Here is a 24,673-nt window from a genome sequence, read left to right as displayed (position 1 = left end):
TTTTACGAGATCCTCATGTTTAAGGTAGGCAAACGTATGATCCGAACCTAAACGATGTTTCGCCGCTTGTCAATTGCAGCCGTAAATACGGGGCCGGGTGAACCGGTAGAAGCCTTGGGATTCTTCGGCGGCAATGGTCCGTGCCTTGGTGTCGAAATGCTTTTCGCGCAGCGCGGCAAGCGCCTCTTCCTGTTCGTGTTCCGGTACGGTGGAAAGCAGCGCCGCCCGCTCGTCCATGTAGCGGTAACCCTGCTGCCAGCGCTGCTCGTTTTTCGCATCGGTCCGGGCCAGGCGGTCGAGTTCCTCCTCGCTGAAGCCCAGGGTCCGGCGCACGTCCCGGATGTGCTGTTCCCGGTCCGCATCGGAGAGGGCCTTGAGGTTGTCCTGAACCGAATCCAGCCTCAGAAAGGCCCGGGTCAGGTAGATTTTCCGGTTGGCGAGAAAGCCGGGCAGGGGATCTTCCGTGGACGTCGCGATGGCCTGGACGTACAGGTCGAGTTTCTCGTCCAGGGTGGTGTCGTAGGCGTCGGCCACGATATCCAGCACATCGTGGATGGCTTCGGTTTGTGTTTCTTCGGCCCAGACGGCGTCGGCCTCCGGTCCGAACAGTTCCCGCCGTTTGGCCCAGAGCCGTTCCATCACCTTTTCGTGGTCAAGCAGCGACAGTTCCGTTTTTTGGGATTCCAGCCAGGCCTGGTAAGCGTCCATGCGGTCAAGGGTCGATAAAATGGCGTCGACCTGATCGGGAAAGGCCCGGCTGAGGATGGTGCGCAGCATCACGGACCAGGTTTTCGGATACCGTTCGGCCAGGAACAGGCGCAGACGGATCAGTTCGGCCTGACTGCTTGTCCGGCTGATGGTGTCCGCAAATTCGGCTTTCAGGCTTGTCACGGCCCAGTCGATCAGATCGGTTTCGTTCAGGGGGACGGCCCCGGCGTTTTTTTGCGCCGTTTCGGAACCGGGGCCGTCGGCCGGGGACGGCAACGGCGTTTCGTCTCCCCGTGAGGAAACGACGGCCGCCGGACGGGCATCGGCGGGGCCGTCGGCCGGACGCAGCCACAGCCTGACGGCCACAAGGGTCACGCCGGCCGCAATCAGCACGCCCGCCGTCAGAATGACAGGTTTCAGTTTCATGGGCAGACATCCGATCCGGGGAGCGTTTCCGCTCCCCGGTTTTGTTAAAATCAGCGATCGATCACGTTCCACAGCAGATTGGCCAGAACGGCCGAGCCGGCCGCCGTGGGATGGATGCCGTCGGCGATGATGTAGGACCCCTCCTTCCCTTCGAAGGCGTTTCTCGGGTCCACGAACACGGCGTTGACCGTGCTGTTGATGCAGGCGTCCCGCAGGCGTTTGTCGCCGTAGTCCACGGCATCGTCGAGTTTTCTCAGATCACCGAAAAGACCCCATTTCAAATGGTAGTATCCCATAAAGACCACCTGTTCGACGCCGTCGTCGTCCATGTCGTTCAGGAGGTCCACGGTGGCCACGTAGATATCGTCGATCAGATCCTTGCAGCTCCGGGACAGATCGCCGCACCACCAGTAGTTGCAGTTCTTGCAGCCGTAGGGGTCGAAGGCGATGGCCGGAATCAGAATGTCGTTGCCGCCGCCGTCCATGTAGATGACGCGGATGTCGGGGTTGTCACTGCGGGCGTCGGCATACTGGTCGGGAACGGGATCGGCCAGAATTCCTCCGACCATCTGGGCGCCGGAAATGGCGTAGTGCCGCCAGGTTTCATCGGATTTGGCTTCCAGTTCGGAATAGATATCGCCCGACAGGGCAAAAATCGAATCGCCCAGATTGACGATGTCGTCCCGGTCCGCATCGGGCAGCTGGTCGACGCTCATCAGAGCCCCGGCGCCGCACCCGGCCAGTGCCAGCATTGTCCCCGCAATGAGTCCGGCCAATAAAATGTTGCATGTGTGTGTTTTCATGGTTTCCCTCTGTGTTGGTTGAAAGATGATGGTGATATGCCCCGATGTCGGGGCGAGCCGGTGCAAAACGGTCAGACAAAGCAGAGGAGTCGCATCAGACGGCCCTCCTTTCCTGTGCAAGCGTCAGGGTGTGAACAGGGACCAAAACAAAACGGGCCTCCCCGGTCAGGCGGGCGGCATACGGTTTTGCTCAGGCTTATGAACGTTGTTTATTATATCAAACGGGGCTATTGAATACTGACCATATCCCCGTCTGCGGGGGGATGTCAAGGGTGTTTTTGGAGAGGGCAAGGCAATCGCATGTGACCCTCGCTCACGAGCAAGAATACGAAAAAACCATGGACCGGTTATTGCGTGCCACATCCTGACGCTGTGAGCCATGCCTTTGGCATGGTCTTGTTATCTCTGTGTCTTTGTGTCTCCGTGAGAAATCAAAAAGACCGGCTCCCCTTCGGGGAAGCCGGACGGGGGCTCTCACAGAGGCACAAAGACACAGAGAAAAGCCGGACATGCCGGGGCATGTCGCACGGTGAATCTAATGGTTGCATGGATTATAACAAACACCCCCGCTCGCGATCGAACGGGGGGGGCGATTTCGATCTCAATTTCGATAAACGCCTAAGGCTCCACGATCAGGAAAAAAGCGTCATCTGAACCGGGGTTTCCTTGGGCGCGTTCTTTTTTTTCCTGGGTTTTGACGGTTTGGACGTGCCTGGGACCGGCATGCCGGTCTCCGGGGTAAACCCCTGCCAGCGGGCGACCACGTCGGCCTGGGGGGCCTGGTCGTAGGTCACCTCAAAGGCCGCATCCCCGGTTTGGGTCAGGGATCGCGGTTCGTTGATCAGAAGGCCCGTTTCCTGGGCCGTGATCACCGGGAAATGATAATGGACATTGGTGTGCTTGATGGGTTTACCTGCGGCCAGCCGTTCTTCGATGAACCGTTCATGGGCCGCAAGACGGGTGTCGATCCGTTCTTTGGAAAGGGCCGTCAGACCCCCGGTCCGGGCCACAATGGTGTCCCGGAAGCCTTCAAACAGTTCGTAGCCCACACTGTTCCGTCCGGCACACATGGCGGCCAGCATGGTGGTGCCGATGCCGGCGAAGGGGTCGAGCACCGTATCGCCCGCAAGGGAATACATGGTGATCAGCCGGTAGGGCAGCTCAAAGGGAAAGGCGGCGCTGCGCTTGCGGACCTCCTTGTCGTCCATGGACTGCCGGGTTCCCAGAAGATCGAACCAGACATCGGAAAAAAAGGTGTTGCGCTCTTCCCAGAAAAAGGCGCTCCGACGCCGGTGTTCCCGGTCCTCATCGCCTGAAAATTCGCGTTTGCCCCCTTTGCGGAGAATCAGAATGTACTCGTGTTCCTGGGTCACGTAGGCCCCGGCAGGCAGCATGCCCGAGCCCATGAACTTGTTGGGGGCGTTGCTCTGTTTGCGCCAGACGATTTCCGGCAGGGGCGTCATGCCCTTTTTCATCATGAACGAAAGAATCCGGGCGTGGTTGGGGTAGAGCATGAAATGGCCGTCCACGGTGCGGGTGGCGTCGCCGATGTTGATGCAGGCGAATCCCCCCGGAGACAGCACCCGGATCACCTGATTCCAGACGGCGTCCAGCTCCCGGTGCATCAGCTCGAAGGCTTCCATGCGGTTCGTGTCGGCCAGGGCCTGGCCGATGGCCGGGTTCTGATCGGCGAACAGGCTGTCCCACATTTCGATCATGGGGTAGGGCGGCGAGGTTACCACCAGATGGACGCTGCCCGCCGCGATGTTTTTCATCCCGGCGGCGTGTTCAAAGACAATGCGGTGCGTGGATTTCATGACGCGGTTCCTTTATCCTCAATCGACCTGGCAATCACGGCTGAAGTCGTCGGACCAGATGACTGTGCCTTTCGCGGGTGGTTGTATTGCCCACGGCCATGGCCAGGGCTTTTTTCGAGCCCACCAGCACCACCAGATCCCGGCCCCGGGTCACCCCGGTGTACAGCAGGTTGCGCTGAAGCAGAATATAATGCTGGGTGGTGACGGGCATGACCACGGCCGGATACTCGGACCCCTGGGATTTGTGGACCGAAATGGCGTAGGCCGGCTGGATTTCATCCAGTTCCGGGCTTTCGTAGACCACGTCGTGATCGTCGAAGGCCACCCGGACCGTCTGGTTGTCGGGATCGACGGCCCGGATCCGGCCGATGTCCCCGTTGAACACGTCCTTGTCGTAGTTGTTTCTCATCTGCATGACCTTGTCGTTGACCCGGAAGATGCGGTTCCCCCGGGCGAGTTCCGGTCCTTCCGGGTTTAAGGCCGCCTGGAGCCTGGTGTTCAGGTTCTCGCTGCCCAGGGTCCCCTTGTGCATGGGGGTCAGCACCTGGATGTCGGCGAGGGGATCGTGGTTGAAACGCCGGGGAATCCGCCGTGTCACCAGTTCGACGATTAAATCCAGGGCCTTGTCCGGATCATCGGTTTCGATGAAGTAGTAGTCGTCGCCGGCTTCGGCCCGGCCGGTCAGCGGCATCTGGCCCTGATTGATCCGGTGGGCGTTGACAATGATGCGGCTGCGTCCGGCCTGGCGGAAGATCTCGCTAAGGGTCACCACGGGGCAGAGGCCCGAGGCGATGATGTGGGCCAGCACATGGCCGGGGCCCACCGAAGGCAGCTGGTTCACGTCCCCGACCAGAATCAGGACGGCCTGGGGCGGAACAGCCTTGAGCAGCTGGTACATCAGGACGATGTCGATCATCGAGGCCTCGTCGATGACCAGCACGTCGCAGGAAAGGGGCCGGTTTTCGTTGCGCTGGAACCCGCCCTCCTTGAAGCTGAATTCCAGCATGCGGTGAATGGTCCTCGCGTTTCGCCCCGTGGTTTCGCCCATGCGTTTGGCCGCCCGTCCCGTGGGGGCCCCGAGCATGATCCGTTTTTCCCTGCGGGTGAAGATTTTCAACAGGGCGTTGATCAGGGTGGTTTTTCCCGTGCCGGGGCCGCCGGTGACGACCATGACCTTGCTGGTCAGGGCCGTTTGTACCGCCTGTTTCTGCAGGGGAGCCAGGCTAATGGCCAGCCTGCTTTCGACCCAGGCAAGGTCGGCCTCGGCCTCGGACGGTGTTTTGTCAACGGAAGCGGCCGTGAGATCGATAAGGCGCCGGGCCACGCCCTGCTCGCAGAAAAAAAGGGGCGCCGGATAAAGCGATGGGCCCTTTCCCGCGTCGGCAAAGCGATCATCGGCGATGACCTTGCGATCCCGGATCAGTTCCCGCAGGGCCTGATCCACAAGGGGCGGGTCCACCGTTAACAGGTCGGCGCACAGGGCGATCAGATTCGGATAGGGCAGGCAGACATGGCCCTCCTCGGACTGGCTTTCCAGCACAAACAGAACACCGGCCCGGACACGGAAGGGCGAGTCCGGGGGAAAACCCAGGCCCGCAGCCACGGCGTCGGCGGTTTTGAACCCGATGCCCCGGACCTCGGTGGCCAGCACATAGGGATTGTTCTGGACCACCCGGATGGAATCGGCGCCGTAGTGTCTGAAAATTTTCGCGGCGAAGCCCGTGCCCACGCCGTGGGACTGAAGAAAGATCATCACGTCCCGGACGGCCTTCCGGTCGTTACAGGCTGTTTCGATCATGGCGATGCGTTTTTTCCCGATGCCCTCGACCTCGGCCAGGCGGTGGGGGGTCGTTTCGATGACGGTCAGGGTCTCTGATCCGAACTGCCGCACAATGCGTTCGGCCATGGCGGGCCCCAGGCCCTTGATCATGCCTGATCCCAGATATTTCCGGATGCCCGAAGGGGTGGAGGGGGCATGGGCGCGGAAACGGCTGACCCGGAACTGGCGTCCAAAACGGGCGTGGGTTTCCCACTGGCCCTCCATGACCAGGTGGGTGCCCGCCGCCGGACTCAAGAGGGCGCCGATCACCGTCACCGGTCCCGGTTGATCGGGGCAGGAGACTTTGGCGATGGTAAACCCGGTGTCCGGGTTTTCAAAGCTGATCTGTTCGACCTGTCCGTGGAGCTCCGTCATGACCCGTTCCTGATTGAAAAAAAGTGATCGTCCCCGTCACCGCGGGGGCAGCATGGAGGTTACCCTATACCATCTCCCGTCGCAAGGACAAGCCCTGATTGTCCCGGGGTCAGGGCAATCGCATGAACCCCTTCGTGCGCGTAAACGTGAACGGCATGATCCCTGCCCGCAGGAAGAGGCCCCTGTGTTTTAAAGATCATACATGGGAGGTCCCGGTCCCGGCCGGCCATGCATCCGTCGTTGACACAGTCTCCGGAATTGGTTAAATTAGACGGCTTCGTAAAAAGTCCGATTTCTGCGTTGCGCTTCATCCCTCGTCACTGCGGCGTACCCTAAGTACGCCTCATTCCTCGGGATTCGCGACGCCTTGAACTCGAACTTTTTTCTTTGCCGTCATTTGATGACTTTTTACGAGTTCATCAAATTTGGGACCACTTTTTTCATGGTTCAATCATCCGGTCTGATGGATTCCGGGGAATGCCGTCGGCATGAATCCTCGGCCGGACCCGTTCGGTGCCCATAAAATCAGATGACCATCGATTCGAAGCCCGCCTCCGGGGAGGGGCGGTGTTCGGAACAGGAGCTTGTTTTGTGATGCATCGTGAGGTTGAACGTTACTACATCGATCAGGCCCAGGCCTATTTCGACCGGACCCGGGCGTTGGATTCGTCGTTTTTTCTCCGCCCCTTTGTCGAACGTCTTCCCGAAGGTGCCCGGGTGCTCGACCTGGGGTGCGGCTCGGGTCGCGACCTGCTCTTTCTGAAATCCTTAGGGTTTGAGGCCCTGGGCGTGGAGCGTTCCCCGGCCCTGGCCCGGCTGGCCCGGGACCATTCCGGCTGCCCGGTGATCTGCGGGGATTATCAGACCCTCGATCTGTCCGATGCCCGGGCCGCGGGTCTGGTTTTTTCGGCCTCTCTGGTTCATCTGCCCCACGGCCGGGTGGAGCCGGCCCTGAAACATCTCCTTCCGGCCCTGGTTCCGGGGGGGCACGTTTACATTTCCCTGAAACAGGGCTGCGGGGTTCACGTCGACGACCATCGTCGCATGTTCTACCTCTGGGAGGACGGGTATGCCCGGATGCTGTTCGATGTGCTGGGGCTTGCCGCCGTCGACGCCCGGCAGACGGACTCCCTGGACCAAAATGATGTGATCTGGCTGTCCTACTGCCTGAAATACGAACCCGATCACCAGATGGTTTAAGCGCCTATGCATGTATCCGTCCGTCACGCCGAAATGAAGGATATTCCAACCCTGTGCGATCTTCTGGCCCAGCTGTTTGCAATTGAAACGGATTTCATGATCGACGCCTCCCGTCAGGCCCGGGGACTTTCGGCGCTGATCACGTCGGATCAGGCCCTTGTTTTGTCGGCCTGGTCCGGTGATCGTCTGATCGGCATGGTGACGCTCCAGACGGTGATTTCCACCGCCGAAGGGGGGGCGGTGGGTCTGGTCGAGGATCTGGTGGTCGACCGGGACTGCCGGGGGCGCGGCGTGGGCCGTCTCCTCCTCGAATCGCTCGAGGCCCGGGCGAGGGCGTCCGGGATAACGCGCCTTCAACTTCTGGCCGATCGGACCAACGCCCCGGCCCTTGATTTCTATCGGGCCATGAACTGGTCGACCACACGGATGGTGGTGCTTCGGCGATTGTGCGGTGAGGCCAACGAGGGGGCATGAACCCCGTTCGGTTGCCCGAAACGGGTATGCCGTCGGCGGACGACCGACGGTTTTCCGATCCGGAGTCTGTGGGCCGGAACGGCGATATGTTCCGATATTTCAAGGCGCTGCAAGAATAAGATCACGGCGGGGATCTTAAAATGTCATCGGTGCCGGGATGCGTTGAAAGACAATTTCCGATTTTCGGTGGAAATGGCCAGACAGAGCCCGCTGCCGGGGATAAAACCGAACACGGATCAGGGAGCGCTTCGCGTGCCCCGGTTTTGAAAATCACCTCGTATGCATTGTAACCGGACCCTTTGTGAAGGAAAGACGTTTCATCATGGACCAGCAAGTTGTCAATGCCATCATCCAGAAACTCGATGACATGTTTCTCAGGCTTTTCTGTATCGGGACCGACCGATCCGACATTGAAAGGCTCAAGGAAGTCGGCATCACCTCCATCGTCGAAATCAGAAAAAATCTCGATTCCCTGGGACTGACATTCAAAGACGAATTCTGAGCCTCGCCGCATTCCCGTGGTTTCACCCCGACCGGACCGGTATGGCCCGCGTGCAGGCGTTGTACACCCACAGGATGCCCAGGGCGAACAGGGCCGAGCCGACTCCGATCAGGGCACCGAAATAGGGCGGGGCGATCAGGGAAATGCGGATCAGCACCGTGACCGCGGCAAACCCCGAATTCCGGAAGGCGATGGGATAATCGTGGCCGTAGCGCATGGAGATGAACAGAATCATAATGTCGCTGATGATCAGAAGCGTGTAGAAGATTTCAAAGGGATCGCGAATCGCGGCCCCGGTCAGGCGGCGTGCAAGATGATCGAGCAGAATCAGGTGAAAGGCCGCAAGCAGACCCAGCGCCACCGCCTTTTTGGCCAGGATGAACAGGTGTTTGTCCTCGTCCGCCCCGGGGAAGCCCTCCTCTTTTTTAATCCGGTAAAACAGCGTCACCATGGCGAATATCAAAAGAGCCGCCAGGCAGACGGCGGCCAGGTGGCCGATTTCGCCTGAGAAATCCGACCAGACCAGCGGTTCGTTCAGATGGGAAATCTCCTTGAACACGTTTCGCAGAAGAATCAAAGACAGAATTTCCAGCTGCCGTCCGACGGAGATGCTTACCGACTGCACCAGGCTGAAGATCAGCCCCATGATTTCGATGATCAAAAGCAGGGTCAGCGAGGCCTCGACGGCCGCCAGATGATTGCGGGGAGTAAGGGCCGAAAGGGGGGCGGGCAGCGTTATCCACCCCCGTAATTCAACCAGAAAAAGGGACAGGAGAAAACAGACGACCAGAAGGCTTCCGGCCAGCCGATGGCCCCGGTTTCCGGCCCAGGTTTTTTCGAGTCCGTCATAGACGGCGTGAATCAGGCGGATGATGCGTTTCATGCCCCGTGCCTTTCGTCATGGGTTCTGGGTGCGAATGCCGACGGCTCCGCAAAAAGTCCGATATCTGCGTTACGCGTCATCCCTCGTCACTGCGGCGTACCCTTAGTACGCCTCATTCCTTACGGATTCGCAAGCCTTGATCTCGAACATTTTACGAAGCCGTCTGAAATTCGACTTTTTACGAGACCATCAATGCTAAAACGGCTTCCGGGAGCCGGCGCCCCTCGGCAGCCTGACGGATGTACCACAACGCGGCGTGAAAAGACAAGGTCCGCTAATCGACACGGTCCACGTCGATGCCGAAGGTCATGGCCCCGATAACGGTGTTGCCGTCGATCACCGGAACGGAGATCTGGATCTGAAAGGTCTTTGAACTTTCGTCATGGCCCGCCCGGTCCACAAACACGTCGCCCTTGCCGTCGTTGTATGCCCGAATGAATTTGGCTTCGTCGCCCTGATAGTAATCCGTGGTCGGGGCGGTCATGGCCGCCACGGCACCGAGTCGGTCCATGACGAAGATTTCCGAGAAATAGGGGCCGGCCGCCTGGAGCCGTCTCAGGTAATTCGAGCAGGGCGAGGCGAGAATACGGGCCGAAAGATCGTTCCGGGCCCCCGACTCCACCCACAGACGATCCGCCTCTTTGATCCGCTCCAGGGTGAGGCCGCCGGCGTTCTCTGCCCTGACGGCTGAGACGATAAGCGGATGACGACCGTATGCGGCCAGAATCGACGGGTTTTTCAACCCCTTCGGCGCCGGGGTCCGATCGGTGGGATCGCAGGCGCCCAGGGCCATCACGGCGAGAAGGAACAGAACGGTTTTTTTCATGGCGTCACGGCTCCATGGGACAGAGGATCGGGGGGCCCGAACGGAGGGTCCGGGTGTTCGTCGCGTTTAAACCAGGCGGATTATAAACAATCCATCACCCTGAATCAAGGCGGGATTGTCAATGAAACGGGTTTGTTCGGAATCCGTCATTGAAATCGGACCATTTTCTTTATATAGACAATACAAAGGTTCATCGAAAGAAACAGGATTCACGGTTCCGGCCGGTTCAGGGATGTGGGGGAATCATACGCATGAAACGTGTTGCAATGCTGACCATCATGGTGCTGCTGTACACCGGTGTCTGTCGTGCCGATCTGTATGAGGGCATTCGGGCCTATCGGACCGGGGATTACGGTAAGGCCTTTACCATTTTCTTTCATCTGGCCGAGGCGGGCAACGCCGAGGCCCAGAACAATCTCGGCGCCATGTACGACAAGGGCGAGGGGGTGGAGCAGAATTTCGCCGAAGCGGCCCGGTGGTACAGCCGGGCCGCCGATCAGGGACTGGCCGATGCCCAGAACAATCTGGGTCTGCTTTACGAAGACGGATACGGTGTGGATCGCAATTACGGCATCGCCGTCGATCTGTACCGGAAGGCGTCGGAGTCGGGCAGTGTCCACGCCCAGTATAACCTGGGCCTGATGTACAACGACGGCAAGGGGGTCGCCCGGAACAGGGCCATGGCCCGGCGGTGGTTCGAGCGGGCGGCCGAGCGCGGCTATGCCGACGCCCAGTACAATCTGGGCTGTATTTACGATTTCGGCTACGATGTGGCCAGGGACCCGGCAAGGGCCCTCGCCTGGTACCTGAAGGCGGCGGAACAGGATCACTCCGACGCCCAGTACAATCTCGGCGTTATGTACGATACGGGCTCAGGGGTCCCGAAAGATCAGGATCTGGCCGTGGCATGGTACACGAAGGCGGCGGAAAACGGCAGTTCGGACGCCCAGTATCATCTGGGCCTGAAGTACAGCTACGGGCAGGGGGTGCTGGTGGATTTCGTTCAGAGCTATCTGTGGCTGAATCTGGCCAACGCCGCCGGATACCCCGAGGCGCTGATCCATCTGAATTCGCTGAAAAAGGCCATGACGCCCACCCAGATCGCCGAGGCCCAGAAGAGGTCCCGCATCATGCAGGAGAAACTCTACCGCAAATAGCCGCTACGGTTTTTCAAGGGGTATCCCCCATTTTTTCATCGCCTTCCAGACGGCCGTCCGGCTGAGACCCGCCCGCCGGGCCGCTTCGGCCTTGTTCCATGCGCATTGATCGAGCAGTCGGCGTAAAGACGCTTCGGTCAGAGGCGACCGGTCGGGCCGTGCGCCGCCGCAGGTCCCTGTCGGGGCGTAGGTCATCCGGCGGATTTCCATCGGCAGATCGAACAGGTCGATCATGCCCCCCCTGCACAGCACAAAGGCGTGTTCGATGGCGTTTTCAAGCTCGCGGACATTGCCGGGCCAGTCATGGTCCATCATGATGCGCATGGCGCCCTCGCCGATGCCCTGGATCCGCTTGCCCGTCTTGGCATTCTGGCGGTCGATGAAGTGGGACGTCAAAAGGGGGATGTCCTCTTTGCGCATCCGCAAGGGGGGCACGGTGATGGGAAAGACCTTGAGCCGGTAATACAGGTCCTCCCGGAACACCCCGGCCCGGACCTGGTCCAGCAGATCCCGGTTGGTGGCCGCGATGATCCGGATGTCGATTTTTCGGGGCTTCGAATCCCCCACCCGTTCGATTTCACGTTCCTGAAGCACCCGGAGCAGCTTGACCTGGATAAAGGGATGGATCTCGGCGATTTCGTCGAGAAGGATGCTGCCGCCGTCGGCCTCCTCGAACCGCCCCCGCCGGTCCCTTATGGCGCCGGTATAGGCCCCCTTCACATGGCCGAACAGCTCGCTTTCAAGGAGAAATTCGGACAGGGCGCTGCAATTGACCGTCACCATGGGGGCTTCGGCCCGTGAACTGTTGTGGTGAATGGCCCCGGCGATCAACTCCTTGCCCGTTCCGCTTTCCCCCTGGAGCAGTACCGTGGCGTCGCTGGCGGCGGCGGCCCGGATCGCGGCGAATACCTGGCGCATGGCATGGCTTTTTCCGATGATCCGGTCCAGGCGGCTGAGTTCCCCAAGGCGGAGAATGGCCGAGTCGGCCTGCCTGCGGGCCTCGTAGAGTTCGGTCAGGTCCGTGACCGACTCCACCACCCCCAGGGCGGCGCCGTCGGGCCCGGTGATCAGCCGGGCGCTTTTCAACACCGGCACATCGTGGCCGTCCTTGTGGCGCAGCATGCATTCCCGGCCGTCCATGGCCCCGTGGCGGAAGATTTCACACTCGATCACATTGGACGGACAGCGTTTGCCCATGCAGCGGGTAAACCCCAGCATGATGCAGGTTTTTCCGATGGCTTCGCGGGCCGAATAGCCGGAAATCCGGGCCATGGACCGGTTCCAGGACGTGATGCGTCCCTGATGGTCCAGGGTGAACACTCCGTCTGCCAGGGATTCCAGAAGCAGATCCGCCCAGGTGTCGCCCAGGGTCTGGTGGGTCATGGGGCCTCCATGCGTTACAGGTTAACGTAAACCGATGCGTTGCCGTTATCATAGGTAACGTTTCCCGGCGAAGCAAGAAAAAGATGGTCGGGACGTCATCGCAAAAAATATGTTCCATGAATTCAAGCACTGCGGATTGTTTGAGCGGGGCCGGGGCGTCGTTGGTACGTCTTTTGATAGATGTGGGGAATCGGTTATCATCCAGGCGGGACGGGTGCTATGAAGATCGTCGAAATCACATCACAGGATGCGTTTTATCGGATCACGAAGGCCGGGGTCTGTCTGGCGGATTTTCAGGCGCCCTGGTGCGCGCCCTGCCACGAACAGGAGCCGATCCTTACCGATCTGGCGCGCCGGTATGACGGGCGGGCGGTGATCTGCGGGATCGACATCGACGTCCATCGGGGGCTGGCCGCAACCTGGGACATCGCCCATGTGCCCACCCTGATTCTTTTCAGAAACGGGCGGGAACTTGAGCGGCTGATGGGGCTTCAGTCCGCCGAGGTGCTGGCCGGACTGATCGACGGCGCGCTGGCCGTCGGGACCGGGCCGCTTTGAGCGGAACGCGGACCGGACGCAAGAGGCATACGAAGGAGATCGGCTATGGGATACTGCGTGAATCATCCGGAGGTGGAAACGTCCTATTACTGCGCCAAACACGAGGTGTATCTGTGTGAGGCCTGCCTGCGCTGCCGTGATCCGAAGATTCACTGCCGTCACCGGCCGTCCTGTTTGATCTGGTTCATGGACAAGCGGGGAGGGAAGGGGCTGGACGAACCGCCCCGGGAGAACCCGGAGACGGCCTGACCGGGCATATTATTGACTTAGATCTTAATCATCGAAAGGACGACACAAGCATGAAGACGAACCAGAATATCGTGGTGATCGGCGGTGTGGCCTGCGGCCCCAAGGCGGCAGCACGCATCAAACGCCTGAACCCCTCGGCCAACGTGACCATCGTGGAAAAGGGCGAACTGCTTTCCTATGCGGGCTGCGGCCTTCCCTTCTACATCTCCGGCGAGGTCCACGACCACAACGAGCTGATGGCCACCCCCACCGGCGTGGTGCGGGACACCCAGTTTTTCAGCATGGTCAAGGACATCACCGTGATGAACCACACCCTGGCCCAGTCGGTGGACCGGGAGAAAAAAGAAGTCTGCGCCGTGCGGATCGATACCGGGGAATGCACCCGTCTGCCTTATGACGCCCTGGTTCTGGCCGTGGGCAGTAAGGTGTTCAGGCCGCCGGTGCCGGGTCTGGACCTCAAGGGCGTTCATTTTCTCCAGACCGTGGAGGACGCCCAGAAAATCCGAAATAAAAGCGGCGACCTTTGCGGGAAGAAAGCCGTCATCATCGGCGCGGGGCTGATCGGCATCGAGGTGACCGAGGCCTTCACCCGTCAGGGCATGTCGGTGACGGTCATCGAGCGGGCCGACACCGTGCTTCCCGAAATTCTCGATCCGGAGATCGCCCACCATGTCCACCAGGAACTGACGGCCAACGGGGTCACACTCAGGCTCAAGGAATCGGTACTCGAAATCGTCGGCGACGATCAGGGCAACGCGGCCTGTGTGAAAACCAGTTCCGGCGATCTACCCGCCGATATGGTGCTGGTGGCCGTGGGGGTCCGGCCCAACATCCGTCTGGCCGAGGAGATGGGTCTTGAAATCGGCGAAACCGGGGCCATCAAGGTCGATCAGTTCATGCGGACCTCGGATCCCTCGATCTACGCGGGGGGCGACTGTGTGGAAAACGTCAACCTGATCAACGGCAAGCCTCTCTACGCGCCCATGGGCTCCACGGCCAACAAGCACGGCCGCGTCATTGCCGATCACATCTGCGGTGTAAAAACCCCGTTTCGCGGGGTGGCGGGTACGGCCATCTGCAAGCTGTTCAGCCTGAACATCGCCCGGACCGGTCTGTCGGAAAAACAGGCCCGGGGCATGGGCCACGACGTGATCACCGTGCTCAATCCCTCGCCGGACAAAGCCCATTTCCTGTCCGATGCCAGGATGATCATCATCAAGTTTATCGTGGAAAAACAGAGCGAAAAGCTGCTGGGTGTCCAGATCGTGGGGCCCGGCGACGTGGCCAAACGCATGGACGTGGCCGTCGCCACCATCACCGCCGGACGGCCGGTCACCGACATCGCCCATCTGGACCTGGCCTACGCCCCGCCCTTTTCCCCGGCCATGGACAACATCATCACCACGGCCAACATCGCCGAAAACAAACTCAAGGGCATCGGTCTGTCTTACAGCCCCATGGAAGTCAGGGCCAAAATTGACGCCGGTGAGGACTTCATTTTCCTGGATGTCCGTTCACCCCAGGAGGTGGAGGCGATGCGCATCGAGGATCCGCGTATCGTGAACATTCCCCTGGGCAAGCTGCGCAGCGCGCTGGCCTCCCTGCCCAAGGACAAGGAGATCATTCCTTTCTGCAAGATTTCCCTGCGGGGATACGAGGCCCAGCGGGTGCTGGCGGGCGAGGGGTACGAACGGGTTCGGTACATGGACGGGGGGCTGGTCTGCTGGCCCTACAAAAAAGTCGTGAACTCCTGATGCAAGGTGTGGTAAGATAACGATAATTTTCATCTTTTTCCGTCACCGGCCTCCGGCGGATTCGTCGGAGGCCCTGATGCCCCACCCCACTACATCGGAGGAACGTTATGCTGCGATGGATGCTGACGGCCCTTATCGGGTTGTGTGCCGCCGGTCTGGCTGTCCCGGATGTCGGATGGTCCCTGGATGAAGAAACGGCACCCGGGCGGACCATGGCCCGAACCAAGGTGGACGAAACCGCCCACTGGAACACCACCGATCATTCCAAACACGAACGCCTGAATCAGGCCTTCACCTCCGGTCCCGAGGTGACCCGGGCCTGTCTGTCCTGCCACACCGAGGCGGCCCTGCAGTTTCACCGGACCATTCACTGGACCTGGCTGGACCCCAATACCCGCCATGAGGAGAAACAGCTGGGCAAGGGGGGGCTGTCCCTCAACAACTTCTGCATCAGCATTCACAGCAACGAACCCCGCTGCACCTCCTGCCACGCGGGGTACGGCTGGGCGGACAAGACCTTCGATTTTACCGATCAGAGCAGGGTCGACTGCCTGGTCTGCCACGAGCAGACCGGAACCTACAAAAAGTATCCGACCAAGGCCGGGTACCCCGTGGACAGGCCCACGGTCTTTCCTGAAAACAAGGTCCTGTTTCAACCTCCGGATTACGCGGCCGTGGCCCGGAGCGTGTCGCTGCCCGGCCGGAACAACTGCGGCGTCTGCCATTTCTACGGCGGCGGCGGTGACGGGGTCAAGCACGGGGACCTGGATTCCTCCCTGTTCAAACCGTCCAAAAGCCTGGACGTGCACATGGGCATCGACGGCCAGGATTTCAGCTGCACGCGCTGTCATACCACCACGCTGCACAACATCGCAGGCCGGGTGTACAACACCCCGGCGGCCCAGGACCGCCAGAGTCTGGTGGACAACGACCTGATCAGCAAGATCACCTGCGAATCCTGCCACACGGCCACCCCCCACAAAAAGAACAAGAAGGCCAACGACCACACGGACAAGGTGGCCTGTCAGAGCTGTCACATTCCGTCCTATGCGCGGGTGAACCCCACCAAGATGTGGTGGGACTGGAGCCGGGGCGGAGACCTGAAGGACGGCAAGCCCTACGAGGAAAAGGGCCTCGAGGGCAAAGTCGTGTACACGAGCAAGAAAGGGGAAATGCGCTGGGACAGGAACGTGGAACCGGAGTATTTCTGGTTCAACGGCTCGATCCGGACGCTCACGGTGAAAGATACGGTGGATCCGACGGACATCGTCAAGGTCAACGAACCCTTGGGGCGTGCCGACGATAAACATTCCCGGATTTTTCCCTTCAAGGTCCATCGGGGACGCCAGCCCTACGACAAGGTCAACAAGAATCTCGTGATTCCCCATCTGTTTCCCGCCGGTCCCGACGACAAGGCCGCCTACTGGAAAGGCTTCGACTGGGCCTCGTCCATCAAGACGGGCATGGCGGCCGCCGGTCAGCCCTATTCCGGGGAATACGGTTTCGTGGAAACCTCCTATGTGTATCCCATCACCCATATGGTGGCCCCGGCCGAAGACGCGGTGTCCTGCACCGAATGCCATCGTCGGGAGGGCAGCCGCATGATGAGCCTGTCCGGCTTCTACATGCCGGGACGTGACCATGAAACGATCATCGACCGCCTGGGCTGGGGTATTCTCAGCCTGAGCCTGGCCGGGGTGCTGCTGCACGCCCTGGGACGGGTGGTGTCCAGACTGATCGCCAAGGAGGAAAAATCATGAACCGGACGATGACCAATATCTATCTGTACACCCGCTATGAACGTTTCTGGCACTGGATCCAGATGGTGATGATCGCCATCCTTTTGTTTACGGGGTTTGAGGTCAAGGGCGTGTACCAGGTCCTGGGGTTCCAGACCGCCGTCAAGGTTCACAACGTGACGGGGCTGACCTGGCTGGGATCGTTTTTCTTTTTCATTTTCTGGGTGCTGACCACCGGTGAGTGGAAACAGTACGTGCCCACCACCCGGATGATGTTCCAGGTGGCCCGCTACTATGCCCTGGGTATCTTCAAGGGCGAGGCCCACCCGGTGCCCAAACGGAAAAATGCCAAACACAACCCCCTCCAGCGTCTGACCTACCTGATGCTGGCGGCCCTTCTTTTACCCCTCCAGATGGGCAGCGGCTTTCTGTACTGGGCCTACAATTTCTGGGAGGCCTGGGGTCTTTCCTTTCTCAACCTGAAATACCTGGCCCTGTTTCATCTGATCTGCGCCTTTGCCATTCTGCAGTTCGTGATCATCCACGTGTACATGACCACCACGGGTCACAGCGTGTTTGCCCACATCAAGGCCATGATCACCGGCTGGGAAGAGGTGGAAAAAGGGGAAACGGTCGAGGAGTGGGAAAAGGCAACGCCCCGAGGCGGGCGCTGAGAAAAACCGGCCCGGCCGGATTGAAAAAAATGAGAAGGATGGGACCCTCCCGGGGATGGTCCCATCCTTTTTTTATCGCATGCTGTAGGGGTTCAGGCCCCGATCCGACGATCCGCGCCGGGCGGCCGTCGGTCGTGCCGGGCGTTTGGCGGCAACCACCGGCTGCTTTTCGGGCATTCGGGTCGCGGCGGAACGGGGGCGTCCGGAGGATGCAGCGCGGGGGCGCTCATCGGATGCAAAGCGGGGACGCCTTGCGGTCGCGGAACGGGGTCGCTCGGCGGATGCGGAGCGTGCCGTCTCGTTTTGGTACTCCGGAAGCAGCTCCACGTCCAGGGTCTGCTTGAGCAGTTTCTGGATGTCGGAAAGACGGGGTTTTTCGTCCGTGCTGACCAGGGACAAGGCGATGCCCAGGGCTCCGGCCCGGCCGGTGCGGCCGATGCGGTGGACGTAATCTTCCGGCACATGGGGCAGTTCGTAGTTGACCACCCGGGGCAGCTGGTCGATGTCAAGGCCGCGGGCCGCGATATCGGTGGCGATGAGGGTCCGGACCTGACCGGTTTTGAAATCGGCAAGGGCCCGGGTCCGGGCGGCCTGGCTTTTGTTGCCGTGGATGGCGGCGGCGCTGACCCCGTCTCTGAGCAGCTGCTCGGTCAGTTTGTTGGCTCCGTGTTTGGTCCGCGTGAACACGAGAACCTGGGTCCACTGTCCGTCGCGGATCAGGCTGGACAAGAGTTCGCGCTTGCGAGACGCGGCCACGGGATAGACTTTCTGGCTGATGGCGGCCACGGCCGTGTTGCGGACGGTGGTTTCGACCAGGGCCGGTGAGTTGAGAAGCCGGTCGGCCAGGGCTTTGATCTCGCTGGAATAGGTCGCTGAAAACAGCATGTTCTGACGTTTTTTCGGCAAAAGGGCCATGATCCGTTTGATGTCGTGGATGAAGCCCATGTCCAGCATGCGATCGCCTTCGTCGAGCACCAGCATCTCCACCCGCGACAGGTCCACGGTGCGCTGACCGGCGTGGTCGAGGAGCCGCCCCGGGGTGGCGACGAGGATGTCCACGCCCCGGCGCAGGGCGGTCTTCTGGGGATTGATGCCCACACCGCCGAAAATCACGGTGGACCGCAGTTTCAGGTGTTTGCCGTAACTGCGGAAGCTTTCCTCCACCTGGGCGGCCAGTTCCCGGGTCGGGGTGAGGACCAGGGCCCGGGGGGCCGGGTGCCCGGCGGGCTTGCCGCTGAGTTTCTGCAGCATGGGCAGGGCGAAGGAAGCGGTTTTTCCGGTGCCCGTCTGGGAACCGGCAAGGATGTCCCGACCGGCCAGGACCAGGGGAATGGCCTGGGATTGAATGGGGGTGGGACGGGTGTAGCCCTGACCGGAAACCGCGCGCAGCAGTTCGGGACAAAGGCCGAGTGTTTCAAATGACATAAATGATTTTCCTGAATTTTGCCCACCCGTACGTCGGGGCCGGTTCAGGCTGAAATGGTAATTTTGCTCGGATTGTGACTGAAAAGGAAGGAATCAACCACGATACAGCAGACGCCAACCGGAAGGCGCCGAATATTAAGGTGTCTCTCTCTACCACGCCCCGTTTCAAAAAGCCAGGGATTATTTCAGGGTCGTCACCCGTCACGGTCACACCGCCGTTTTTTATAGGGGTACGGCGCGGTAGGGTCACGGCGCGCCGTGTCCCTACACATCCCATCGCAGGGGATGGGCAATGAAATATTCGAAATGATTTATCGTCTGCATCGGTTCCTATAAAAAAAAATATAAATTTGGATTTTGTGTCATTTGGTGCTATCAAAAAAACAATGCCTCAAACGACAGGTGTTTTTATTCCCATGTCTCAACAACTCTTTTTTTAGCGTTTATCGATTTTCAACCGCTTTAACCGGCTTAACATCTTTTGAGGACTGGAGATTGCTATGGCATCAAAACAGATTGGGGTTGTGATATGTGATTGTCATGGAGAAATATCCGGTAAGATTGATACTGCTTCATTGCAAAATGAAATCAGCTCACTGGACAATATCTCATTTGTGAAACGGTATGATGCAATCTGCAATAAGGCCGCGTGCCGGGAGATTGCATCAGAACTTAAAAAAAGCGGCGCCGAGGCGTTTCTGTTCGCCGGATGTTCTCCGCGGTCTTCTTTACGATTTCCTGAAGAGCGGATCGTGCAGCTGATGGCATCTGCAGGCATCGATCACACCATGTTTGAAGTGGCCAATTTAAGAGAACAGGGAAGCCGGCTTCATAATGCCGGAAAAGGCCTGAACGCCAAAGCGCTGGATGAAGTGAAAATGGCACATGCCAGGCTGATGTTCGACGGCGGTAAGGCTGAAAACGTTCCCATCGCCAAAAAAGCGCTGATTATCGGCGGCGGGTCGGCGGGGCTTGCAGCGGCAAAAGATCTTGCCGGTATGGGCAGGGACGTGACCATTGTTGAAAATGCGCCCTATCTGGGCGGACGATTGAACCAGATTCGCATCCTGTTTCAGTCGGAAAACTGGAACGGAAAGTGTATCCACCTCTGTGTGGGCCCTGTCCAGGCGCTGGGGACCATGCTTGAACCCACCGTATCCGCCTATGTCAATGCCTCCGTTGCCGATATCCGGAAAGACAATGGGAATTTCCATGTAAAAATCGAAAAAAAGCCGGATTTTGTGGATCCTGAGAAGTGTGTCGCCTGTGGGAAATGCGCCGAGGTCTGTAAGGCCTATGCACACAGTGATTTCGACGAGGGTCTTTTTGTCAGAAAGGCCATCGATAAGGCCTTTGACCGGGCGGTGCCGGATACGTACAGCATCCTGGAGCCCTTTTGTACCAAATGTGGCGATTGTGTGGCGGTCTGTCCGGCCGGTGCCGTTTCGCTGGACGATCAGGCCACCGTCATCGAGGATGTGTTCGGCACGGTATTGTTAAGCACCGGCTTCGATATGAAAGACCTTGACGCGTATCCTGAATACGGCAGTAAGGCATCGAACGTCATTTCCGGGCTTGATCTCGAACGCCTGTTTGACCATGGGGTGACCTGTCCCTCAAGCAAGGAGGCGCCCGAGAGAATCGTGTTTGTCATGTGTTCCGGCTCACGGGCCACGGATGAAAAAATCGCGGGCGGCGTCCCCTACTGTTCAAAAATCTGCTGCGGCACCACCATGAAACAGATTGTCCAGCTTGCCCAGGTGCTTCCCGAGGTGGAAATCACGGTGGTTCATTATTACGATATTAGAACCTATGAACGAACCTTTGAGGCGCTGTATGACACGGTCAAAAAAATGGGCGTGGAATTTGTTCAGGGAAACCTTGAAACCATTGAAGAAAACGAGGACCACACGCTTTCCGTCAAACTGGCTCAGCTTGGGGAACAGTCAACGTCAAGCATGGAAGAATATGCGTTTGAAGACGGGGAGCTGACGATCGAATCGGATCTGGTGGTGCTGGCCTCAGCCCAGACACCCAGGAAAAGCGGCAACGATCTGATCACCAAACTCAAGGTCAAGGTGGACCAGCACGGCTTCCCCATTGAAAACCAGCCCCGGATTTTCAGGCCCACCGAGACCTTTGTGGACCGGGTTTATGTGGCCGGTGCCTCACGGGGGCCGGTGGTTGTCCAGCAGGCGGTGGAACAGGGGCGGGCGGCTGCGATGAATGCCATCCCCCATCTGGTTCGCGGCGAAAAAACACCGGTGAAATACTTAAGCGCCATCAACCCCGAACGATGTATCACCTGCAGGTTCTGCGAAACCGTCTGCCCCCATGGGGCCATCTATTTCAAGGACGATAAAATGGTGGTTGACCCGGCGTTCTGCCAGGGATGCGGTCTCTGCCAGGCGGCCTGTCCGACCCATGCGGCCAATCTGATAAACTTTTCCGATGAGCAGATCCTTGCGCAGGTCGATGTGGCCTTTTCAGGACTGGCGGAGGGCGAACCGAAAATCATGGCCCTGTTGTGCTACTGGTGTTCCTATTGCGGCGCCGATCTTGCCGGCAGAAACGGATTCATTCTGCCGGACAATTTCAGGAGTATCCGCATCCGGTGTTCATCGTCGGTCAACACCGCCCTGATTCTGGAGATGTTCAGGCGAGGGGTTGACGGCGTTCTGGTTGCCGGCTGCCCGCCGAACAGCTGTCATCATCTGCACGGAAACTATCTGGCGGATAAACGGATCAGCCTGTGCAACAAGCTGATGGGCCAGATGGGGCTGGACGCAAACAGACTGAGATTCGAATACATCGGCGTGCCCCATTCAAAGAAGTTTGCCGACAATATCCTTTCCATGGACAAAAAACTGCGGGAGCTGGGTCCCAATCCGGTGGCCCTGCTGGACAGGGAGGTGTGCCGTGAAGAATAAGATCAAGCTCGCAATCAACTGGGCGGGGGCCTGTGGCGGCTGTGATGTGGCCGTGCTGGATATTGAGGAAAAGATTCTGGATGTGGCGGCCATGGCGAATATCGTTTACTGGCCGGTTGCCATGGATTTTAAGCGGGAAGACCTGTCGGCTGCTGACGATCAGAGCATCGATGTGTGCCTGTTCAACGGCATGATACGAAATTCCGAGCACAAAGAGGATGCGCTGATTTTACGAAAAAAATGCAAGGTCATGATCGCCTTTGGCTCCTGTGCCTGTTTCGGAGGTATTCCCGGGCTTGCCAATGTGACGGATCGGGCCGGCGTTTTTGAAACGGCGTACAAAACAACCCAGACAACCGTCAATGACACGGATACCTACCCCCAGCCCTCAACGATGACCGACCAGGGCGATGCGCTGACCCTGCCGAAAATGTTTGATGCCGTGTATGCCTTGAATCAGGTGGTGGATGTGGACTATTACGTGCCCGGCTGCCCGCCGACCACCGATCTCATTTTAAAAGCGGTCCGTGTGATTGCAGACTATGCCGAAGGCGGCCCGCTGCCTCCCAGGGGCAGCGTGATCGCCGGTGAAAAAGCCCTGTGCACCGAGTGTAAACGGATTGCAACCAAAAAAAGCGACAGAATACAGCGTATCGTCCGGCCCCATGAAATGGTCATCGACCCCGACATCTGCCTGCTTGAGCAGGGCATCATCTGCATGGGACCGTTTACCCGGGCAGGATGCGGTGCGATTTGCGTGAACGCAAATATGCCGTGCCGGGGCTGTTTCGGCCCTACAGGCGCGCAACTGGATCCGGGGGCCGAAGCCCTGTCCGCCCTGGGCTCTGTGACAGGCCCTGAAAATGAGGATTATGTGCTGAAGGCCGACATGTTGAGACCGGTCAATGACATTCAGGATCCGGTGGGTACATTTTACAGGTTTGCACTGCCCACGGCCATTATCAGCAGAACGGTAAAACCCAAAAAATAACCCGCAGGGTCATTCCCATCAGGAGCTTACGATTTATGCAGAAACGAATATCCATTTCTCCAATCACACGTCTGGAAGGCCATGGTAAAATCGATATCATTCTCGATGAAAACGGTGATGTCAAAGACAGCTATTTTCAGGTCGTTGAATTACGAGGCTTTGAAAAATTCTGTGAAGGCCGGCCGGTGGAAGAGCTGCCCAGAATCATGCCGAAAATCTGCGGGGTCTGTCCGGGGGCCCATCATATGGCCTCATCAAAGGCCTGTGATGCACTTTATCATGTTAAGATTCCCACGGCCGCCCGAAAACTCAGGGAACTGTTTTACAATGCCCACGTGTACCACAGCCACGTGCTTCATTTTTTCGCCCTGGCAGCCCCGGATTTCATTCCCGGTGCGGATGCGGACCCTGCCAAACGCAATATTCTGGGGCTGATCGATGAGGTGGGCCTTGACATCGGAAAAGCCGTTATCAAAAACAGAGGCTATGCTCAGAAAATCCAGGGCATCATCGGAGGCCACCCCATCCATCCCGTCGCGTCTCTGCCCGGGGGGCTGTCCAAACCGATCACCGTGGATGAACGCGGTGAGATTCAAAACATGGCGGCCTCCATGCTTGACTTTTCTCTGGCCGCCATCAAGATCTTTGAGGATCTTGTCCTGGGGAACAACGCCTACCGGGATATGATCACCGGCGATACCTTTTTCCACAAAACCTATTATGCCGGGCTGGTGGATGAAAACGGCAAGGTGAATTTTTACGATGGCACGGTCCGGGTCATCGATCCCGAGGGCAACATTTTCGCTGAATTTGCCCCGGAACGCTACCAGGATCATATTGAAGAACGCGTTGAGTCCTGGACGTATCTGAAATTTCCCTATTTGAAAAACATTGGTTGGAAAGGCATTGTGGACGGGCCTGACAGCGGTGTCTACCGTGTGAATTCCCTGGCAAGGCTCAATGTGTCAGACGGCATGGCAACGCCTCTGGCCCAGAAGGAGTACGAAAAGTTCTTTGACCTGTTTGGTACAAAAACGGTTCACAATACCCTGGCGTTTCACTGGGCAAGACTGATTGAAAATGTGTTTGCCGCGGAAGAGATGGTCCGGCTTGCCGATGATCCCGACATTATAGACAAACAGGTGAGAACCATTCCGGTTGAAACGCCCACGGAAGGCATCGGGGTTGTGGAGGCCCCCCGGGGAACCCTCTATCATCATTACATCACCGACAAAAACGGTATCGTGAAAAAAGTGAACCTGATTGTTGCCACAGGCCAGAACAACGCGGGCATGGGCATGTCGGTCAAAAAAGTCGCCCAGACGCTGATCAAAAACGGTGCGGCTGACAAGGCCATTCTCGATCATGTCGAAATGGCGTTCAGGGCCTATGATCCCTGCCTTGCCTGTGCGACCCATGCCATGCCGGGATCGTCCCCGATCGAGATCAGAATTTTACAGAATGGTGACGTGATCAGGCGGTTGAAACGATAGGATATGATGAAAGTTCAGATCCTTGGCATAGGAAATTCAATTCTGACCGACGACAGCGCCGGCCTCAGAGTGATCGAAAAACTGCGGCAGGACCCTTTTTTTGACGCGTGCATCCTGACCGACGGAGGCACCGGCGGACTTGGCATCATTGATCTTCTGGAAGCCTGTGACCGTCTGATCGTGGTGGATGCGTTTTTGACCGGCGCCCCTCCCGGAACGATTCATACACTGACGCTGGACGATCTGGATGACAACCGATCGATCCACCTGTGCTCCGCCCACGGCTTTGATTTCAAAACCGTGTTTGAGCTGTTCAAACGAACAGAACCCGAAAAAGCACCGGATTCGGTCATCATTTTCGGCATCGAAGCAAAAAACGTGACCCAATTTTCAGAATCATGCACAGACGAGGTGGCCGCAGCCGTCGACCAGGCGGTGCAGATGATCCGGTCGGTTGTTGACGGCTGATGCGCACGGCGCGGGTAGG

The 24,673-nt window shown here is 58.7% G+C and carries 21 protein-coding genes; 13 read left to right on the top strand and 8 right to left on the bottom strand.

Features of this window, described 5'->3' with window-relative positions:
* Positions 1 to 69: 69 nt before the first annotated feature.
* From ACYQ11_RS11060 to recD2, 4 genes are all read right to left on the bottom strand, one after another.
* Positions 70 to 1,134, bottom strand: a complete 1,065-nt coding sequence (locus ACYQ11_RS11060) for a lipase secretion chaperone (protein WP_459923845.1) — start codon at positions 1,132 to 1,134, stop codon at positions 70 to 72.
* Positions 1,135 to 1,184: 50 nt separating this feature from the next.
* Positions 1,185 to 1,937: an SGNH/GDSL hydrolase family protein gene (locus ACYQ11_RS11055; RefSeq protein ID WP_459923844.1), complete on the bottom strand. Its 753-nt coding sequence runs from the start codon at positions 1,935 to 1,937 to the stop codon at positions 1,185 to 1,187.
* 632 nt (positions 1,938 to 2,569) lie between these two features.
* Positions 2,570 to 3,754 (bottom strand): DNA-methyltransferase, encoded by a 1,185-nt coding sequence (locus ACYQ11_RS11050; RefSeq protein WP_459923843.1) that lies wholly within the window; start codon positions 3,752 to 3,754, stop codon positions 2,570 to 2,572.
* Between the two features lie 34 nt (positions 3,755 to 3,788).
* The gene (gene recD2, locus ACYQ11_RS11045) at positions 3,789 to 5,948 is read right to left on the bottom strand and encodes an SF1B family DNA helicase RecD2 (RefSeq protein ID WP_459923842.1); all 2,160 of its coding nucleotides are present in this window, start codon (positions 5,946 to 5,948) and stop codon (positions 3,789 to 3,791) included.
* 594 nt (positions 5,949 to 6,542) lie between these two features.
* On the opposite strand from recD2, the gene ACYQ11_RS11040 reads away from it, so the two are divergent.
* The 3 genes from ACYQ11_RS11040 (at position 6,543) to ACYQ11_RS11030 (ending at position 8,124) form a co-directional block, all read left to right on the top strand.
* On the top strand, positions 6,543 to 7,148 hold the full coding sequence (locus ACYQ11_RS11040; protein ID WP_459923841.1) for a class I SAM-dependent methyltransferase: 606 nt from the start codon (positions 6,543 to 6,545) through the stop codon (positions 7,146 to 7,148).
* Positions 7,149 to 7,154: 6 nt separating this feature from the next.
* On the top strand, positions 7,155 to 7,622 hold the full coding sequence (locus tag ACYQ11_RS11035) for a GNAT family N-acetyltransferase (protein WP_459923840.1): 468 nt from the start codon (positions 7,155 to 7,157) through the stop codon (positions 7,620 to 7,622).
* A 322-nt stretch (positions 7,623 to 7,944) separates the two neighbouring features.
* A complete protein-coding gene (locus ACYQ11_RS11030) occupies positions 7,945 to 8,124 on the top strand; it encodes a hypothetical protein (protein WP_459923839.1) in 180 nt (59 codons plus the stop codon).
* Positions 8,125 to 8,146: 22 nt separating this feature from the next.
* Here ACYQ11_RS11030 and ACYQ11_RS11025 read toward each other — a convergent pair whose 3' ends face one another.
* Both ACYQ11_RS11025 and ACYQ11_RS11020 read right to left on the bottom strand, forming a co-directional pair.
* Positions 8,147 to 9,007, bottom strand: coding sequence for a hypothetical protein (locus tag ACYQ11_RS11025; protein ID WP_459923838.1), 861 nt, complete (start codon positions 9,005 to 9,007; stop codon positions 8,147 to 8,149).
* A 274-nt stretch (positions 9,008 to 9,281) separates the two neighbouring features.
* Complete coding sequence (locus ACYQ11_RS11020) at positions 9,282 to 9,833, bottom strand: PDC sensor domain-containing protein (RefSeq protein ID WP_459923837.1); 552 nt, start codon at positions 9,831 to 9,833, stop codon at positions 9,282 to 9,284.
* Between the two features lie 251 nt (positions 9,834 to 10,084).
* Here ACYQ11_RS11020 and ACYQ11_RS11015 point away from each other — a divergent pair, with 251 nt between their 5' ends.
* Positions 10,085 to 10,990: a tetratricopeptide repeat protein gene (locus ACYQ11_RS11015; protein WP_459923836.1), complete on the top strand. Its 906-nt coding sequence runs from the start codon at positions 10,085 to 10,087 to the stop codon at positions 10,988 to 10,990.
* Between the two features lie 3 nt (positions 10,991 to 10,993).
* On the opposite strand, the gene ACYQ11_RS11010 is transcribed toward ACYQ11_RS11015, so the two are convergent.
* Positions 10,994 to 12,373 (bottom strand): sigma-54 interaction domain-containing protein, encoded by a 1,380-nt coding sequence (locus tag ACYQ11_RS11010; RefSeq protein WP_459923835.1) that lies wholly within the window; start codon positions 12,371 to 12,373, stop codon positions 10,994 to 10,996.
* Positions 12,374 to 12,592: 219 nt separating this feature from the next.
* Between ACYQ11_RS11010 and ACYQ11_RS11005 the strand changes: the two genes are divergently transcribed.
* The 5 genes from ACYQ11_RS11005 (at position 12,593) to ACYQ11_RS10985 (ending at position 17,347) form a co-directional block, all read left to right on the top strand.
* The gene (locus ACYQ11_RS11005; protein WP_459923834.1) at positions 12,593 to 12,931 is read left to right on the top strand and encodes a thioredoxin family protein; all 339 of its coding nucleotides are present in this window, start codon (positions 12,593 to 12,595) and stop codon (positions 12,929 to 12,931) included.
* A gap of 45 nt (positions 12,932 to 12,976) precedes the next feature.
* The gene (locus ACYQ11_RS11000) at positions 12,977 to 13,180 is read left to right on the top strand and encodes a hypothetical protein (protein ID WP_459923833.1); all 204 of its coding nucleotides are present in this window, start codon (positions 12,977 to 12,979) and stop codon (positions 13,178 to 13,180) included.
* Positions 13,181 to 13,230: 50 nt separating this feature from the next.
* Positions 13,231 to 14,934, top strand: a complete 1,704-nt coding sequence (locus ACYQ11_RS10995) for an FAD-dependent oxidoreductase (protein WP_459923832.1) — start codon at positions 13,231 to 13,233, stop codon at positions 14,932 to 14,934.
* A gap of 107 nt (positions 14,935 to 15,041) precedes the next feature.
* Complete coding sequence (locus ACYQ11_RS10990) at positions 15,042 to 16,694, top strand: tetrathionate reductase family octaheme c-type cytochrome (RefSeq protein ID WP_459923831.1); 1,653 nt, start codon at positions 15,042 to 15,044, stop codon at positions 16,692 to 16,694.
* The gene (locus ACYQ11_RS10985) at positions 16,691 to 17,347 is read left to right on the top strand and encodes a cytochrome b/b6 domain-containing protein (protein WP_459923830.1); all 657 of its coding nucleotides are present in this window, start codon (positions 16,691 to 16,693) and stop codon (positions 17,345 to 17,347) included. Before ACYQ11_RS10990 ends, ACYQ11_RS10985 begins: the two co-directional genes overlap by 4 nt.
* Positions 17,348 to 17,419: 72 nt before the next feature.
* On the opposite strand, the gene ACYQ11_RS10980 is transcribed toward ACYQ11_RS10985, so the two are convergent.
* On the bottom strand, positions 17,420 to 18,772 hold the full coding sequence (locus tag ACYQ11_RS10980) for a DEAD/DEAH box helicase (protein WP_459923829.1): 1,353 nt from the start codon (positions 18,770 to 18,772) through the stop codon (positions 17,420 to 17,422).
* Between the two features lie 761 nt (positions 18,773 to 19,533).
* Here ACYQ11_RS10980 and ACYQ11_RS10975 point away from each other — a divergent pair.
* From ACYQ11_RS10975 to ACYQ11_RS10960, 4 genes are read left to right on the top strand one after another with little or no spacing between them, the layout of a single operon-like run.
* Complete coding sequence (locus tag ACYQ11_RS10975) at positions 19,534 to 21,702, top strand: hydrogenase iron-sulfur subunit (protein ID WP_459923828.1); 2,169 nt, start codon at positions 19,534 to 19,536, stop codon at positions 21,700 to 21,702.
* A complete protein-coding gene (locus ACYQ11_RS10970) occupies positions 21,692 to 22,693 on the top strand; it encodes an NADH-quinone oxidoreductase subunit B family protein (RefSeq protein ID WP_459923827.1) in 1,002 nt (333 codons plus the stop codon). The genes ACYQ11_RS10975 and ACYQ11_RS10970 overlap by 11 nt, the downstream gene beginning before the upstream one ends.
* Before the next feature lie 35 nt (positions 22,694 to 22,728).
* Positions 22,729 to 24,186, top strand: coding sequence for a Ni/Fe hydrogenase subunit alpha (locus tag ACYQ11_RS10965; protein ID WP_459923826.1), 1,458 nt, complete (start codon positions 22,729 to 22,731; stop codon positions 24,184 to 24,186).
* 3 nt (positions 24,187 to 24,189) lie between these two features.
* Positions 24,190 to 24,654 carry a hydrogenase maturation protease gene (locus ACYQ11_RS10960; RefSeq protein WP_459923825.1) on the top strand — a complete coding sequence of 155 codons (465 nt, stop codon included), beginning with the start codon at positions 24,190 to 24,192 and terminating at the stop codon, positions 24,652 to 24,654.
* The last annotated feature ends 19 nt before the right edge of the window (positions 24,655 to 24,673 follow it).

The sequence above is a fragment of the Desulfatiferula olefinivorans genome (genome assembly GCF_054657895.1).
Note: the sequence above shows the minus strand (reverse complement) of the source record. Positions and strands in the feature narration are given on the sequence as shown.